Origin of the sequence: Streptomyces sp. NPDC051677, assembly GCF_044453465.1 — a bacterium.
Taxonomy (GTDB): Bacteria; Actinomycetota; Actinomycetes; order Streptomycetales; family Streptomycetaceae; genus Streptomyces.
On the sequence record NZ_JBITCT010000010.1, the window covers coordinates 92442 to 106855 of the forward strand.

Here is a 14414-nt window from a genome sequence, read left to right on the forward strand (position 1 = left end):
TCAGGCGGACGGCTCGTCGGGGACGGGGTGGTCGGACTGACCGCTCTCCGCCCGCGGGGCGCCCCGTCGGCCGGTGCCCGCCTCATCGGTGTCCGGGACGTCCTGTGCGGACTCGTCCGGCGTCTCGGGGTCGGTGGCGTCCCAGGGGTCCTCGCCCCCGTCGGCCTGCTGGTCCGGCAGGTCGCGCGGGACCGGCGCGCCGTCCTCGCCGGGGCCTGCGTGGCGGTGTGCGGCCACGACGTCCTCCCTCCGCGCTCCCCCGGGCGACGGTCGCCCGGGCCTCACGCGAGTACCTCCCCGGGCGACGGACGAAACGTGGGGGCGGGGCCGTTCCGCCCGTCATGCCGTCGCGGACTCGATCTCGTCCAGGGCCGCCACGAGCTCCGGGGCGACCCTCTGCTGCACCCACCGCTCCTGATCGGCGCCGACCGCCCGCGGGATCGTCTCGATGAGCATGATCAGGTAGAGGTAGGCGCGGTAGAGGGCGAGACGCAGCCGGGCGGGCCGGTCGAACACGGCGCGTCCTCCGGCGGCCCGGTAGCCCTCCAGGAACGCCTCGTCCTTCCTGATGTCCCCCAGCAGCGCCAGGGAGACGAAGTCCGCGAGCGGGTCGCCCCAGAACATCCGCTCGCCGTCGATGAGGCCCCCGATCCGGGCCGTGCCGTCGGTGCGGTCGACGAGGACGTTGCCCGGCCACAGGTCGTAGTGGACCAGCCGCGGGACGGTGACCTCGTCGAGGGCGTCGTACGCGGACCGGGCGACGGCGGCGACGTCCTCGACGGGACGGGGCAGTCGGGCGCCGTGCTCGCGGGCGTCGGCGAGGAGGGCGTCGAACATCGCCGTGAACGCGGTGCGCCAGTCGGGCGCGAGCGGGCCGAAGGCGCCGGTGGGATAGCCGAAGCCGGGCCCGGTCACCCCATGCAGCCGGGCCACCTGACGGCCCAACTCCCCGCGGAGCTCCGCCTGTTCGGCAGCCGTGAGCGAGTCGTCCCAGGGGGTGCCCGGGGACAGCGTCATCAGCAGCCACGCCTCGTCGAGGGCCACGACCCGCGGCGCCGGGACGCCTGCCTCGGCCGCCCCGCGGCAGAACTCCGCCTCGCCGAGCAGCAGCCGGCTCTCGTAGCGCAGGCCCGGCGCGGTGGGCGCGACCTTCAGTACGTAGCGGCTGCCGTCCGTGAGGCGGAGCTCCTCGACGGTGTTGTACGTGCCGCCGCCGAGCGGTCCGAGGCGGGCCAGGCGGTCGGGCGGGATCCCCGCCGCCTCCAGCGCGTTCCGGGCCCGTGCCCAGGAGTCCGTCACCGTGTGCCCACCCCTTCCTCCGGTCGGCCGGGTTCGTCGGCGCAGGGGATCAAGAAGTGCGCGAACCCGGACGGTTGCCGACTCTTCCTGGTCGGCTACCGGTCGCGCAACCGCGCCGCCCGCACCCGGTGAAGGTGGATCAGGACGTCGTGGGTGGTCGCGAGCGCCATGTCGGGCGTGGTGTCCGGGTAGGCCGCCGACAGCGAGGTGCGGGCCGGTTCGCGGACCGTGCGGAGGTCGACGGCGTGGTCGCGGTAGCGCACCCGGTCGAGGGTCTCCTCGTTGCTTCCCGGGGCCGCCGGGCCCAGCGTCCAGCGCCGGACATCCCCGTCGGGGCCGGTGGCGTTGAACGAGCCGCGCCCTGCTGCTTCGGGTAGTGGGCGGGGCCGGCGGGCACGTAGCCGAGGCGCTGGTCGTGCGCGGACAGCAGCGTTTTCGTGCCGGTGTGCTCCCGCCGCCACATCACGTTGTCGGCCATCGCCTCGTCGCGATCCGAGCCTCGCGCGCCTGCCCGCGGTAAGACCATCCGGCGGACCGCCGTCACCCGGTGCGGACAACCGGAGGACGGCGGGGGCTGACCCCATGGCTCACCTGGGCTTCCCCGGCTGCCCGCGACGATCTAGGCTCGCTCGCGGCCGGAAACGTTCGAGGCAGGTGGGGAAAGGGAACTGGTCTGGGGATGCAAGAGGCACGTGAGCGCGCGGGGCCGCTCGTACGGTTGGTGCAGCGCCACCGGGACCCCGTGGTCGTCCAGGCGCTGCGGGCTGCCGCCGCGGCCACGATCGCGTATGTCATCGCCCTGCGCCTGAGCCCCGAGGCGTTGCCGCTGACCGCGCCGCTGACCGCGCTGCTGGTCGTCCAGGTCACCCTGTACGCGACGCTGACCAACGGCATCCGCCGGGTGAACGCGGTGGTGGCCGGTGTGCTCGTCGCCATCGCCTTCAGCCTCCTGGTGGGTCTGACCTGGTGGAGCCTCGCGCTGCTGATCGTGGCCTCGCTGGGCGTGGGGCACCTGGTGCGGGTCGACGAGTACGTCCCCGAGGTGGCGATCAGCGCCATGCTGGTGCTCGGGGTGACCACCGTCGGGGACACGGCGTGGGCGCGGGTGGTGGAGACGCTGATCGGCGCGGTCGTCGGGCTCGGCTGCAATGTGCTGCTGCCGCCTCCGGTGTGGGTGGAGGAGGCGGGCGAGTCGATCGAGGGACTGGCTCGCCGGCTGCGGCAGCTGATGCTGCGCATCGGCGAGGAGGCGGCCGGCCGCACTCCCGTGGAGGAGGCGGCCGCCCGGCTGCACGAGGCGCGCCGGCTGGATCACGACATCGTCGAGGTGGACGCGGCGCTGCGGCAGGCCGAGGACAGCCTGCGGCTCAACCCGCGCGTGCGGGAGGGGCTGCTGCACCGGGTGGTGCTGCGCACCGGTCTGGACACGCTGGAGATCTGCACGGTCGTGCTGCGGGTGCTCGCCCGCACGCTCACCGACCTCGCCAAGGAGCGCGAGCCGGAGCCGCTGTTCCCGCCGGAGACCGGCGCGACCGTGGAGCGGCTGCTGTCGGAGATCGCCGACGCGGTGGTCAGCTTCGCGGTGCTGGTCACGACGAGTGTCAGCCTCAACGCGGACGCCGCCGAGGCCCGGCTCAGCGCCGAGCTGCGGCAGGCCGTGGCCACCCGTGACAAGCTCGCCCAGCTGCTGCTGGAGCGGCTCCAGCACGACGCCCGGCAGTGGCAGCTGCACGGCGCGGTGCTGACGGAGGTCAACCGCATCCTCGACGAGCTCGACACCGAGCACCGCTCCCGTCGGCTTCTGGAGGATCTGGACCGCGTGTCACGGGAACAGCGCGAGCGCATGCCTCGTCTGACCCGTCTGCGCGAGCGCCTGGGCGTTCAGGAAGAGCTGTGGCGGAACCGTACGGGGATCACCCGGCGTTCTCCTTGACAGGCTCCGCGACGGGGCGGGCGTGGGACACGAGGGGAGCATGCGGATGGCCGACACCACCGTACGGATCGACGGGGACACGCTGAGGCTGCCGGGCGGGGTGGCGGTGCGGTTCATGCGGACGCTTCGGCTGCCGGAGAAGGGCACGCACGGCCTGCCGCCCGGCCTCGGCGCGTTCCCGGTCCGCCGGGTCTCCGACCACGCCGACACGGTGCCCGGGGAGTGGCTGGCGCGGGGCGGTGTGCTGCTGCCGATGTACCTGCGTGAGGCGATGTGGTTGAGCTTCGCGGGCTCGACGGAGCCGGCCGCGCTGCAGGTCGGGGCGGGCAAGGTGTGCGCGGTCTCCGGGAAGCCCTGGAGCAGCCGGCTCTCCCGGGACCCGCAGAACTACCTCTCGCTGCCTCGTCAGCCCTGGCTGGACGGCATCAACTCGGGCAAGGGCACGGTGCGCCAGTTCGTGGCGGTGCCGCTGGGCCTCGGGGCGACCGTGGAGGGCCAGGTCACCGGCGAGGAGGTCTGGGGCGGGGTCCAGTTGCAGTCGTTCCCGCTGAACGAGGTCAGGCGCGCCGAGTGGCGGGAGGCGGAGCGCCGCCGCTCCCTGGAGACGAGGAGCGTGAAGTCGGTGCGCGCGTACGGCGCCCCGCCGCCGCCCGGCGCGGCCCCGATGACGCCCGCCGCGGCCCCCGCTCCGGGCGGCGCGCCCCGGGCCCGCGCGGCCGCCGCGATGGGCCTGGGCGTGGGCGGTTCGATGCGCCAGGAGGTGTACCAGGACGTCCGTCCGGTCGCGGACTACGCGGAGCGGCCCGCCGCCCGGGTCTTCGTGCATCTGGTGACCCCGCCGGAGTGGCGGCGCATCACCGGCGAGGAGCCCCCGCCGTCCCCGGTGGACCGCGCCGCGTACACCCAGGCCGGGCTGCCCTGGTTCGACTACTACGACAACGACGCGCACGACGTCGCGCCCAGCGACACCCTGGCCGACGTGCAGCCGGTGGGCGAGTGGCTCGGCACCGACCTGGACCCGTGGCAGCAGCCCGCCCCCGGCCAGGTGCACCACCTCAAGGACGCGCCGGGGAAGCCGGTGGAGGACGGCGACTGGTAGCCCGCCGGGTTTCCGCTTTTGCGTTCGACGGCCGGTCCGGGTCAAGGTGGCTGTCACGGAGGATGCGGACGACGACCTGAGGTGCGGGCATGAGCAGTGGGACGGACGCGGCCGACGGTCGCTGGAGCAGGCGCCGCTTCGTCGGGTTGCTCGGCGGCGCGGCGGCGGCGTCTGCTCTGGCCGGGTGCGGCAGCGGCAGTGCCGGCGGCTCACCGGACGCCGAGGAAGCCCCGCAGGCCGCGCCGCCCCAGCAGCCGTCGTCCGCCTCGACGGCGTCCGCGCCGCAGGCCTCGCCGAGCCCCTCCGGCCCCAGGCCCCTCTACGTGGGCACGTACACCTCCGCCGAGGGCGGCGGGAAGGGCATCGGCGTCGCCTCGTACGACCCCGGCTCGGGGCGGATCACCGGCCGGGGCACGATCACCGGCGTGCCGGACCCGTCGTACCTCGCGGTGCACCCGAACGGCCGAACGCTCTATGCGGCGAACGAACGCGAGGCGGGCGCCGTGACGGCGGTACGGCTGTCCGACGAGAAGGTGCTGGGCAGCCGGGCCACGGGCGGGGCGCACACCTGCCATGTGTCGGTGCACCCCAGCGGGCGGTGGCTGCTGAGCGCCGACTTCGGCTCGGGCAGTGTGGCCGTGCACCCGATCGACGCCTCGGGGGCGCTCGGCGACCGCACCGCCCTGGACACGCACACCCGTCCGGCGCCCCGGCAGGGCCAACAGGGGCCGCACGCACACCAGTTCATCACGGCTCCGGACGGCGGCCATGTCCTCGCCGTCGACTTCGGCACCGACACCGTGTACAGCTACCGCCTGAACGAGAAGGCGGGCACGCTCACGGAGGTCGCGCAGGCGCACACCCGGGCGGGCGCCGGGCCGCGCCATCTCACGTTCCATCCCGGCGGCCGGCACGCCTACCTCGCGAACGAGGCCGACGACACGGTCACCGTCTGCACGTACGAGGCGTCCAGTGGCCGGCTGACGATCGGGAAGCCGCAGTCCACGGGCTCGAAGGCGGGCACCAACTACCCGGCGCAGCTGGCGGTCACGCCGGACGGCGCGTACGCCTTCCTCGCCAACCGCGGCGACAACAGCCTCGCGCGCTACGCCGTGGAGGCGGACGGGGCCCGGCTGCGGCTGCTCGGCACGGTGCCGGTGGACGGGGACTTCCCTCGGCAGATCGCCCTCTCGCCGGACGGCGGCCTGCTGTTCGCCGCCAACCAGCGCTCCGGCACGGTCAGCGTGTTCCGGGTGGACGGCGCGAACGGTGGACTGCGGCTCGCGGGCGAGCCGTTCGCGTCACCCGTCGCCGTCTGTGCGCTGCCGCTGTAGGGCGCGCGGGCAGGCGGCCGCGGCCTGGGTGAGCAGGACGTGCATGCGCTCGGTGAGCTGTGCGACGTCGTCGGCGGGCGCGTGGAAGGGCAGGCGGACGTCGCCGTGGGCGCGGGCGCGCTCGATGCGCAGCGTCAGTCCGTGCCGGTCGACGGCGAGCGGCTGAACGCGGACGGCGCCGTGCAGGCTGTCTCGCCGGAAGAGCCGGGTGAGCCGCTCGACGGCGTCGGGGTGGGCGTCGGCGAGATGCGTGAGCAGCTGGGCCTCGGCGGTGGCGAGCGGGTCGGGCCGGGCCTGCGTGAACTCGTCGAGGGCGACGACGACCGCGCCGGTGGGCGGTTTCAGCACGACGCGGGTGGCGTGGAAGGCGAGGCGGTCGTCCTCGGGGGTGAACCAGCCGGCCAGCCAGAGCCGGGCGCGGACCCGGCTGCGTACGGGAACGGGCGCCGGGTCCGCGAACTCCAGCACGGCGGACGGCTCGCCGCGGGGTGCGCAGATCGCCGCGGTGCGCAGGGCGCTGCCCTCGGGCGCATGAAGGATCACCCGGCCGTTCTCGTCGACGGTGTGCGCGCCGACGAACTCCTCGCGTCCGCCGTCCGCGGTCACGGTGCAGGACCACGAGGCCGCGAGCACCGATCGGGCCCGCTCGGCGGCGGACGGCATGGCCGCCCAGCTTTGGCTGTCACCCATCCCAAAACCTCCTTAGGTAAGCCTTGCCTAACCTATCGGAGATCCGCGGCCGCGCCAACCACTGCCCCAAGGCTCCCTGTCCGAAGTCACCCCGGAGCCGACATGACCCCCAGCAGCGCACGCGTGCACAGCTCCCGCACCTGATCCCGCGACAGGTCCGGCTCGCGCAGCCACTCCAGGCAGACCGCCGTCGTGAAGGCCAGCCAGCCGCGCACCGCCAGCCGTACGTCGGGCCGTTCCTCGAAGACCGGCCCGAACTCGGGGTCGGCGCCCAGGGCCGCCAGGATCTGGCGCTCCTGTGCCACCAAAGCCCGCTGATACACCTTGCGCACCGCCTGGTCGCCGGCCGCGTCCGCGCGATGGAAGGCGCGGTAGCCGTGGGCGTGGGTCTCCACGTACTCCAGGAAGGCGTCCAGGCCCGAGGCGAGCTGTTCACGGACCGGGATGCCGGGGACCGCCGCCGTCATGCGCAGCATCCGCTCGCTCTCGCGCTCGACGACCGCCGCGAAGAAGTCCCGTTTGGTGGGGAAGTAGTGGTACAGCAGGCCACGCGAGACGCCGGCGATCTCGGCGACCTGCTCGATCCACACCTCGTCGTAGGGGCTCTCCGAGAACAGGCGCGCGCCGACCGACAGGAGCTGCTCCCTGCGTTCCCCGGTACTGAGTCGGCGTCGGGTGCGCTCCCCCTGGTTCGCGGCCATGCCCGCACTTTACTTGACGTCGGTTCAACAGCGGGACCAGACTGAACCGCGTTATTGAACCCACGTACAACATGCTCAACGTGCCGCTGCATCAAGGGAGATCGCGTCATGGCGGAGACCGCGGGGACGGCGGAGACGACGGGGACGACCGGACCGACGGGGAAGGCCGCCGGGGACACGGCCGAGGCACTGCCGAAAGGATTCCGCGGCGCGGAGCTCGGCTGGCCCGAGCTGGAGCGCATCCCGCATCCACCGCGCCGGCTCCCGCTGCTCGGCGACGTCCTGGGCGCGAGCCGGCGCACCCCCCTGCAGGACTCCATGCGCTACGCCGGGCAGCTCGGGCCGATCTACCGGCGCAAGGCCTTCGGCCGGGAGTTCGTCTTCGTGTGGGGCGCGAAGCTCGCCGCCGACATGGCGGACGAGACGCGGTTCGCCAAGCACGTGGGGCTGGGCATAGCCAACCTCCGGCCCGTCGTGGGGGACGCCCTGTTCACGGCGTACAACCACGAGCCGAACTGGCAGCTCGCGCACGACGTCCTGGCCCCGGGGTTCAGCCGGGAGGCCATGGCGGCCTACCACCCGATGATGCTGGACGTGGCGGAGCGGCTCACCGGCCACTGGGACCGGGAACTGGCCGCGGGCCGGGCGGTGGACGTGCCCGGCGACATGACCAAGCTGACCCTGGAGACGATCTCGCGCACCGGATTCGGGCACGACTTCGGATCCTTCGAGCGCGCCCGGCCGCACCCCTTCGTGACGGCGATGGTGGGCACCCTCACCTACGCGCAGCGCCTCAACACCGTGCCCTCCCCCGCGCTGCTGCGGCGGGCCACGCGCCGCAACGAGGCCGACATCGCCTACCTCGACCGCACCGTCGACGACCTGGTGCGGGCGCGCCGCGAGCAGGGCGGCGGGGAGGGCGACCTGCTCGACCGGATGCTCGACACCGCCCACCCCGAGACGGGCGAACGGCTGTCGGCGCAGAACGTGCGGCGGCAGGTCATCACCTTCCTGGTCGCCGGCCACGAGACCACCTCGGGCGCGCTCTCCTTCGCCCTGCACTACCTCTCGCTCAACCCGGACATCGCGGCCCGTGCCCGCGCCGAGGTGGACCAGGTGTGGGGGGACGCGGCCGTCCCCCGGTACGACCAGGTGGCCAGACTGCGGTACGTCCGCCGGGTCCTCGACGAGTCGCTGCGGCTGTGGCCGACGGCGCCCGCGTTCGCCCGGGAGGCCCGCGCCGACACCGTCCTGGGCGGGGAGCATCCGATGCGGCGCGGCGGCTGGGCGCTGGTGCTCACGGCGATGCTGCACCGCGACCCCGAGGTGTGGGGGCCCGACGCCGAACGGTTCGACCCGGACCGCTTCGACGCCCAGGCCGTACGCGGCCGCGCCCCGCACACCTTCAAGCCGTTCGGCACCGGGGCACGGGCCTGCATCGGACGGCAGTTCGCACTGCACGAGGCCACGCTGGTGCTGGGAATGCTGCTGCGCCGCTACGAGCTGCGCCCCGACCCGGCGTACCGGCTGCGGGTCACGGAACGGCTGACGCTGATGCCGGACGGGCTGCGTCTGCACCTGGAGCGGCGCACCTGGACGTCGCCCGGCGCGCAGGTCGGCGAGGAGAGCGGGGCAGCGGCGCCCTCAGAGGCCCGCTGTCCAGTGCACGGGGCGGGTGACTGACTCAGGCAGCTTCGTGCCCGCGCTCCCCCGGGCCGCGTTCAGCTGCGGCTGCGTCAGGAAGAACGCGCCGGTCAGATCGGCGTCCGTCAGGTCGGCGTCGCGCAGGTCGGCGCCGATCAGGTCCGCTCGGCGCAGGTCCGCGCCGGTGAGGTCGGCGGCTATCAGATAAGCGCCGCGCAGATTCGCGCCGCGCAGGTCGGCGCCCTGGAGACGGGCGCCCATCAGATCGGCGCCCCGGCGCTCCTTCTTGCGGCCGCCCACCCCGGACCTGGCCAGCTCGCTGGTCTTCAGGAGCAGCACATTGACGTCCTGACGGTGCGCCGGGACGTCGAGCGCGATCAGCTCGTCCGGGGGCAGAGCGGTGAGCTCCTCGGTCTTGTCCAGGGCCCGGCGCAGTTCGGCGTGGATCGGGCGGGCCGCGGGAAGGGCGAGCGCCTCGGTGAGGTACCACAGGAGTTCGTGGAGCTGCCGGACGACCGGGAACACCTCGGCCATGCGGCGGGCCTCCTCGCGCGGGGCCGTACGCCGGTCCCGGCCGCCGAAGGTGACCTGCGAGACCTGCTGCCCGGCGCCGAAGCAGTCGTAGACCGTGCAGCCGGTGAAGCCCTTCTGGCGCAGCCGGGCGTGGATGCCGCAGCGGTGGTCCTCGCCCAGGTTGGGGCACTCCTGGCCGGCGGGCTTGTCGATCGCGAAGTCCGCGGAGCGGGCGAAGGGCAGGGCCACACAGCACAGGCCGAAGCAGTTCTGGCAGTCGCCGCGCAGGGAGTTCCGGTCCACCGTCGTCTCTTGCATGCCCTCCACCCTACTGACCTGCGACGCCGCCCTACCGGCTGAACAGTTCGAACGCCACGGCCGGCCGGCCGCCGAACCGCTCGCCCACGGACTGCGCCACCCCGGTCAGGAACCGCCGTGCGTAGGCTTCCGGCTCCTCGTCGGTCAACGCCTCGATGTACGCGCGATGTTCGAGGAGCGAGCCGACCGCCCGCTCCAGTCCCGCCGACGCGTCCACGGCGTGGGTGGGCGTCGCGGAGCCGGCCACGGCGACCCAGCGCACGCCGTTGAAGGGCTCCAGGCCCTGCTCGGTGAGTTCCGGGAAGATCCAGCGGTTGCCGGCGTCCCCGGCCGCGTCCAGGGTGGCGCGGCCGACGGCGACGTGGTCGGGGGTGTTCCAGGCGACCCCGCCCCAGGTGTCTCGGTGGTTGAGGGTGATGACGAGTTCGGGACGGTGTCTGCGGATCGCGGCCGCGATGTCCCGGCGCAGGGCGAGCCCGTACTCGATGACGCCGTCCCGGTGGTCGAGGAACTCGACCGTCGACACGCCCACCACGGCCGCGCTCGCCCGCTGCTCCCGCTCGCGCAGGGGGCCGCACTCGGCGGGCGCGAGGGTGTCGATGCCCGCCTCACCGCGGGTGGCCAGGACATAGGCGACCTCGCGGCCGCCATCCGTCCAGGCGGCGACCGCCGCGGAGCACCCGTACTCCAGGTCGTCCGGGTGCGCCACCACGGCCAGGGCACGCTGCCAGTCCTCGGGCATGGGCTTGAGCTGGGCGATCGTCGGCTCGGTCATGTCGGCAGACTAGCCGGTGACGGTGACAGCGACGGGGACGGCGGCAGTGGCGGTGACGCCGGCGTCACGCCTCGTCGCGGGTGAGGGCGAGCAGGCGGTCCAGGACGCGGGGGCCGCCGGCCCGGACGCCGTCGTGCTCGAACTCGTCGGTGACCCAGGTGCGCAGGCCGCGGACGGCGCGGGCGGTGGCCAGGGAGTGGGCGGTGTCGACGTACAGGTCGTCGTGGTAGATCGCGGCCGCGACCGGGACCTCGTTGGCGGCGAGGCGGGCCGGGTCGTACAGGGGCGCCCAGTCGGTGCGGGCGGCGAGGAGTTCGGCGGTCTCGCGCAGCGGGCGCAGCGCGGGGTCGGCGTCGAACATCCAGGGGTGGACGGTCTCGCCGGTGAGCAGCAGCGGTCCGTCGCCGGCGAGGGTCTTCGCCGCGTCGAACTGCGGGAACTCGGCCCGCACCCGGTCGGCGGCCCAGGCGGTGGGGCGGGCGTCCTGGCCGTAGATGGCCTCGTGGACGAGGGCGTAGAGGGGGTGTCCGGCGTAGGACAGCAGGCTCTGGATCTCCTCCTGGAAGGCGTCGGACAGCTCCGGGCCCTGCGGGGTGGGGACGAAGGCCTCCTCGAGGAGGTGGTGCAGTCGGTGGCTGCCCTCGCTGCCGCCGAGGAGGATGCCGACCGTCTGGAAGGCCTCGACGGTGAGCCGGTAGCCGGCCGGCAGCGTCACCTCGTGGTGCAGCAGGTGGTCGGCGATGCGGCGGACGCGCTCGGCGTCCTGCGGGTAGCGCGTGTAGTGCGCGGCGACCTTGCGCTCCATGCGCGGGTAGGCGGCGCGGTAGACGTCGTCGGCGTGGGCGTCGAGGGAGGGCAGGCCGCCGGTGATGACGGCGGCGGCGAGGCCCTCGGGGGCGAGGGAGAGGTAGGTGACCGTGCAGAAGCCGCCGAAGCTCTGGCCGAGGACGGTCCACGGGGCTCCGCCGGTGACGTCACCGCGGATCAGCTCGCAGTCGCGGACGATGGAGTCGGCGCGGAAGTGCGCGAGGTAGTCGGCCTGTTCGGCCGGTCCGCCGCGCAGCGGGAGCGTCTGGCGGTTGGCCGGGGTGGAGTGGCCGGTGCCGCGCTGGTCGAGGAGGAGGACCCGGTACTCCTTCAGCGCGCGGCCGAGCCAGGCCGGCTTTCCGACGAACCGGTTGGCGCCGAATCCGGGGCCGCCCTGGAGGTAGACCAGCCAGGGCAGGTCCTTCTCCGCCTTGTCGCTCGCGACGACCTCGCGGGCGTAGAGCCCGATGGTCTCCCCGGCCGGGTCGGCGTGGTCGAGGGGCACGGTGAAGCGGCGGTCGGTGAGGACGACGCCGGGCTGGCGGTAGCTGACGGACAACAGGGGCTCCCGGGGCGATCGGTGAAGCGGACCGCGTCCCAGTTCAGCACATGCCGGGGCGGAGCCGGGGCCCGGGGGATCATGAACCCCTACTGAACGGGCGCACAGCGCGGGTACTGAACCGCCGCTCAGCGCGCCGAAAGGCTGGACCGGCGCACCACCAGCTCCGGCTGGAGCACGACCCGCCGGTGCTCGTGCCGTCCGGCGTGCGCTCCCCTCTCCTCGCTCTCCTCGGTCTCCTCCAGCAGCATCTCCGCGGCGAGGGCGCCCATGGTGACGGCGGGCTGGCGCACGGAGGTGAGGGGGACGGCCGCCGCAGCGGCGAACTCGATGTCGTCGTAGCCGACGATGGCGAGATCGTCGGGGACGCCGACGCCGGCCGCGTACATGGCCTGCAGGACGCCGAGGGCGAGCAGGTCGTTGGCGCAGAACACGGCGGTCGGGCGGTCGGCGAGGCCGAGCAGCCGGGCGCCCGCGTCCCGGCCGGCGGCGACGTCGAGGCGTTCGGTGGGCAGCTCGCGCAGGTGCTCGGGGCCGAGGCCCGCCTCGGCGAGCGCGTTCAGCGCGCCGGTGCGGCGGTCGCGGACCTGAGTGAAGCCGGGCGGGCCGCTGACGTAGGCGATGGAGCGGTGTCCGGCGTCGATGAGATGCCGTACGGCGAGCGCGCCGCCCGCCACGTCGTCCACCGACACCGAGCACTCGGTGGTGCCCTCGGAGACCCGGTCGACGAGCACGAAGGGGATGCCGTGCCGGCGGAAGGAGTCGATGTTGCGGCCGGTGGCGTCGGCCGGGGTGAGCAGCACGCCCCGCACCCGCTGCTCGGCGAAGAGGGACAGGTACTCGGCCTCCTCGCCGACGCTCTCGGCGCTGTTGCAGACCATCACGCCGAGCCCGGCGTCCCGCGCGGCCCGCTCGGCGCCGCGGGCGACGTCCACGAAGAAGGGGTTGCCCATGTCGAGGACGAGCAGCCCCATGATCCGGCTGCGGCCCGCGCGCAGTTGGCGGGCCGACTCGCTGCGGACGTAGCCGAGCCGGTCTATCGCCGAGAGCACGCGCGCCCGGGTCTCGGTGGCGACGGTGTCCGGGCGGTTGATGACGTTGGACACCGTGCCGACGGAGACTCCGGCGGCACGGGCGACGTCCTTGATACCCACCGAATGGGCCATCAGGCGGGGACCTCCAGGTGAACGGGGCACGGCGGGACGGCCTTCACATTACCGTCAGGCCGCCGCGCCCCTGTCCGTGTCTCTGTTCGGGTCATGCGGGCAGTGCGAAGTCGATGACGTGGAGCGCCGACGGGGTCGTCCCGCTCGACTTCTCCTGGTACATGAACGACAGCGTGTTGTCGGCCTTGACCCGCAGCTCGTCGATCACGACCTCGCCGAAGGCGTTCAGGCCGCTGCCGTCGAAGAGCACCGTCCAGTCCGTGTAGCCGGAGGACTTCGAGGCGCCGGCGATCCGCCCGAAGGGGAAGATCGCGTACGCGTTGTCGTACTTGTCCAGGACCAGCTTGGTGCGCTGGCTGGAGCCGAGGACGACGGGGATCTCCGTCTTCTGCCAGCTGCCGGAGGAGTTCTTGCGCAGATGGAAGGCGCGGCCGTTGGCGGTCCGGTCGCTGACGTAGTTGGTGGTGCACTGGCCGAAGCGGCCCGGCACGTAGCTGATGACGGCGTGCGGGAGGCCGGTGGAGTCGGTGGCCTGGCTCTCCTGGTTCATCAGGGAGTGGTCCGGGTTGAGGGGGTCCACGACCAGACCGGAGTCGGTGACGGCGACCGTGTCGGAGGCGCCGGTGGTGCCGACGAGCGTGCCCGCGTTGTTGCGCCAGGTACGGCCGCGGTCGGTGGAGTAGACGTAGCCGGTGTCGTGGTTGGTGATGCCGCCGCTGGAGCACATCACGGCGCCGTTCTGCTCACGCCAGGTGAAGAAGGAGTGCAGCCGGCCGTTGACGTCGTAGTCGATGCCGTGCAGGTACATGTTGCGGGCCGTGCTGGAGCCGTGCTCGCTGGTGTAGGCGCCGGTGGAGCTCGACCATTCGCCGAGGTTCGTCCAGGTCGAGCCGTCGTACTCCGCGAGGGCGTTGCGGCCGTTGCCGGAGATGCCGACCCGGTAGCTGAGCTGGAGCTTGCCCTCGGGCGTGGAGACGAACTGCGGGTAGGTGAACTGCGAGGTGAGGGCGAGGCCGTCGAGGGTGGTCTGCACGGCGCCGAAGACGGAGGACGTCCAGGAGGTGGTCGCCGGGTTGTCGAGGAGTCCGGCAGCCGACTTCACGTAGAAGAAGCCGTCGCTGTGGGAGTCCATGTTGAGGTGGAGCCGGCCGTCGATCTTGGAGACGCCCATGGAGATGACGTTGTGGGAGTCGCTGGCCTTGAGGACGTGGGAGAGGGTCACGGTCGACCAGGTGCTGCCGCCGAGGACGCGGCGGGCGACGACCGCGTTGCCGGTGGAGGTGTACCAGGTGGCGTACTGGTAGCCCTTGTAGGTCAGCAGGCCGTTCTTCTGGAACGAGTTGTTGTTGACCAGGCCGTCGTAGGAGACGAAGAAGACGGCCGTCGCGTCGAGTTGGGTGGTGGCCTTCTTGGTGACCGAGGGGCCTGGGTCGGCGGCGCGTGCGGTGCCGGCGGCGAGGACGGGGGAAGCCGCGGCGCTGAGGAGGGCGCCGGCCAGCAGGGTGCGTCGTCTCATCTCGGGGGACTCCGTTGTCGTGCGAGAGCAGAGGGGCGAAGGGGCCCGGGGGGGGCGGGC

General features: G+C 73.4%; 14 protein-coding genes. 4 read left to right on the plus strand and 10 right to left on the minus strand.

Annotation, left to right across the window (positions count from 1 at the left end; all coding sequences use genetic code 11):
• The 3 genes from ACIBAF_RS14175 to ACIBAF_RS14185 form a co-directional block, all read right to left on the minus strand.
• Nucleotides 1-237 carry a hypothetical protein gene (locus ACIBAF_RS14175; RefSeq protein WP_399463459.1) on the minus strand — a complete coding sequence of 79 codons (237 nt, stop codon included), beginning with the start codon at nucleotides 235-237 and terminating at the stop codon, nucleotides 1-3.
• 102 nt (nucleotides 238-339) lie between these two features.
• Nucleotides 340-1299, minus strand: coding sequence for a phosphotransferase family protein (locus tag ACIBAF_RS14180; protein WP_399463460.1), 960 nt, complete (start codon nucleotides 1297-1299; stop codon nucleotides 340-342).
• A gap of 95 nt (nucleotides 1300-1394) precedes the next feature.
• On the minus strand, nucleotides 1395-1883 hold the full coding sequence (locus ACIBAF_RS14185; protein ID WP_399463461.1) for an erythromycin esterase family protein: 489 nt from the start codon (nucleotides 1881-1883) through the stop codon (nucleotides 1395-1397).
• A 95-nt stretch (nucleotides 1884-1978) separates the two neighbouring features.
• Between ACIBAF_RS14185 and ACIBAF_RS14190 the strand changes: the two genes are divergently transcribed.
• From ACIBAF_RS14190 to ACIBAF_RS14200, 3 genes are all read left to right on the plus strand, one after another.
• A complete protein-coding gene (locus ACIBAF_RS14190; RefSeq protein WP_399463462.1) occupies nucleotides 1979-3232 on the plus strand; it encodes an FUSC family protein in 1254 nt (417 codons plus the stop codon).
• A gap of 46 nt (nucleotides 3233-3278) precedes the next feature.
• Nucleotides 3279-4331 carry a hypothetical protein gene (locus tag ACIBAF_RS14195; RefSeq protein WP_399463463.1) on the plus strand — a complete coding sequence of 351 codons (1053 nt, stop codon included), beginning with the start codon at nucleotides 3279-3281 and terminating at the stop codon, nucleotides 4329-4331.
• Between the two features lie 89 nt (nucleotides 4332-4420).
• Nucleotides 4421-5665 (plus strand): lactonase family protein, encoded by a 1245-nt coding sequence (locus ACIBAF_RS14200; protein WP_399463464.1) that lies wholly within the window; start codon nucleotides 4421-4423, stop codon nucleotides 5663-5665.
• Here the strand turns inward: ACIBAF_RS14200 and ACIBAF_RS14205 are convergent.
• The gene (locus ACIBAF_RS14205) at nucleotides 5633-6355 is read right to left on the minus strand and encodes a DUF2470 domain-containing protein (protein WP_399463465.1); all 723 of its coding nucleotides are present in this window, start codon (nucleotides 6353-6355) and stop codon (nucleotides 5633-5635) included. The genes ACIBAF_RS14200 and ACIBAF_RS14205 overlap by 33 nt on opposite strands.
• An 86-nt stretch (nucleotides 6356-6441) precedes the next feature.
• Nucleotides 6442-7056, minus strand: a complete 615-nt coding sequence (locus tag ACIBAF_RS14210; protein ID WP_399463466.1) for a TetR/AcrR family transcriptional regulator — start codon at nucleotides 7054-7056, stop codon at nucleotides 6442-6444.
• 108 nt (nucleotides 7057-7164) lie between these two features.
• Between ACIBAF_RS14210 and ACIBAF_RS14215 the strand changes: the two genes are divergently transcribed.
• On the plus strand, nucleotides 7165-8739 hold the full coding sequence (locus ACIBAF_RS14215) for a cytochrome P450 (protein ID WP_399463467.1): 1575 nt from the start codon (nucleotides 7165-7167) through the stop codon (nucleotides 8737-8739).
• Here the strand turns inward: ACIBAF_RS14215 and ACIBAF_RS14220 are convergent.
• The 5 genes from ACIBAF_RS14220 to ACIBAF_RS14240 form a co-directional block, all read right to left on the minus strand.
• Nucleotides 8701-9531, minus strand: coding sequence for a pentapeptide repeat-containing protein (locus tag ACIBAF_RS14220; RefSeq protein ID WP_399463468.1), 831 nt, complete (start codon nucleotides 9529-9531; stop codon nucleotides 8701-8703). The two genes, ACIBAF_RS14215 and ACIBAF_RS14220, sit on opposite strands and share 39 nt — an antisense overlap.
• A 31-nt stretch (nucleotides 9532-9562) precedes the next feature.
• A complete protein-coding gene (locus ACIBAF_RS14225; protein WP_399463469.1) occupies nucleotides 9563-10306 on the minus strand; it encodes a PIG-L deacetylase family protein in 744 nt (247 codons plus the stop codon).
• A gap of 64 nt (nucleotides 10307-10370) precedes the next feature.
• Complete coding sequence (locus tag ACIBAF_RS14230; protein WP_399463470.1) at nucleotides 10371-11672, minus strand: alpha/beta fold hydrolase; 1302 nt, start codon at nucleotides 11670-11672, stop codon at nucleotides 10371-10373.
• Between the two features lie 128 nt (nucleotides 11673-11800).
• Nucleotides 11801-12838: a LacI family DNA-binding transcriptional regulator gene (locus ACIBAF_RS14235; RefSeq protein ID WP_399463471.1), complete on the minus strand. Its 1038-nt coding sequence runs from the start codon at nucleotides 12836-12838 to the stop codon at nucleotides 11801-11803.
• A 91-nt stretch (nucleotides 12839-12929) separates the two neighbouring features.
• Nucleotides 12930-14354 (minus strand): BNR repeat-containing protein, encoded by a 1425-nt coding sequence (locus ACIBAF_RS14240; protein WP_399463472.1) that lies wholly within the window; start codon nucleotides 14352-14354, stop codon nucleotides 12930-12932.
• Nucleotides 14355-14414: the final 60 nt, after the last annotated feature.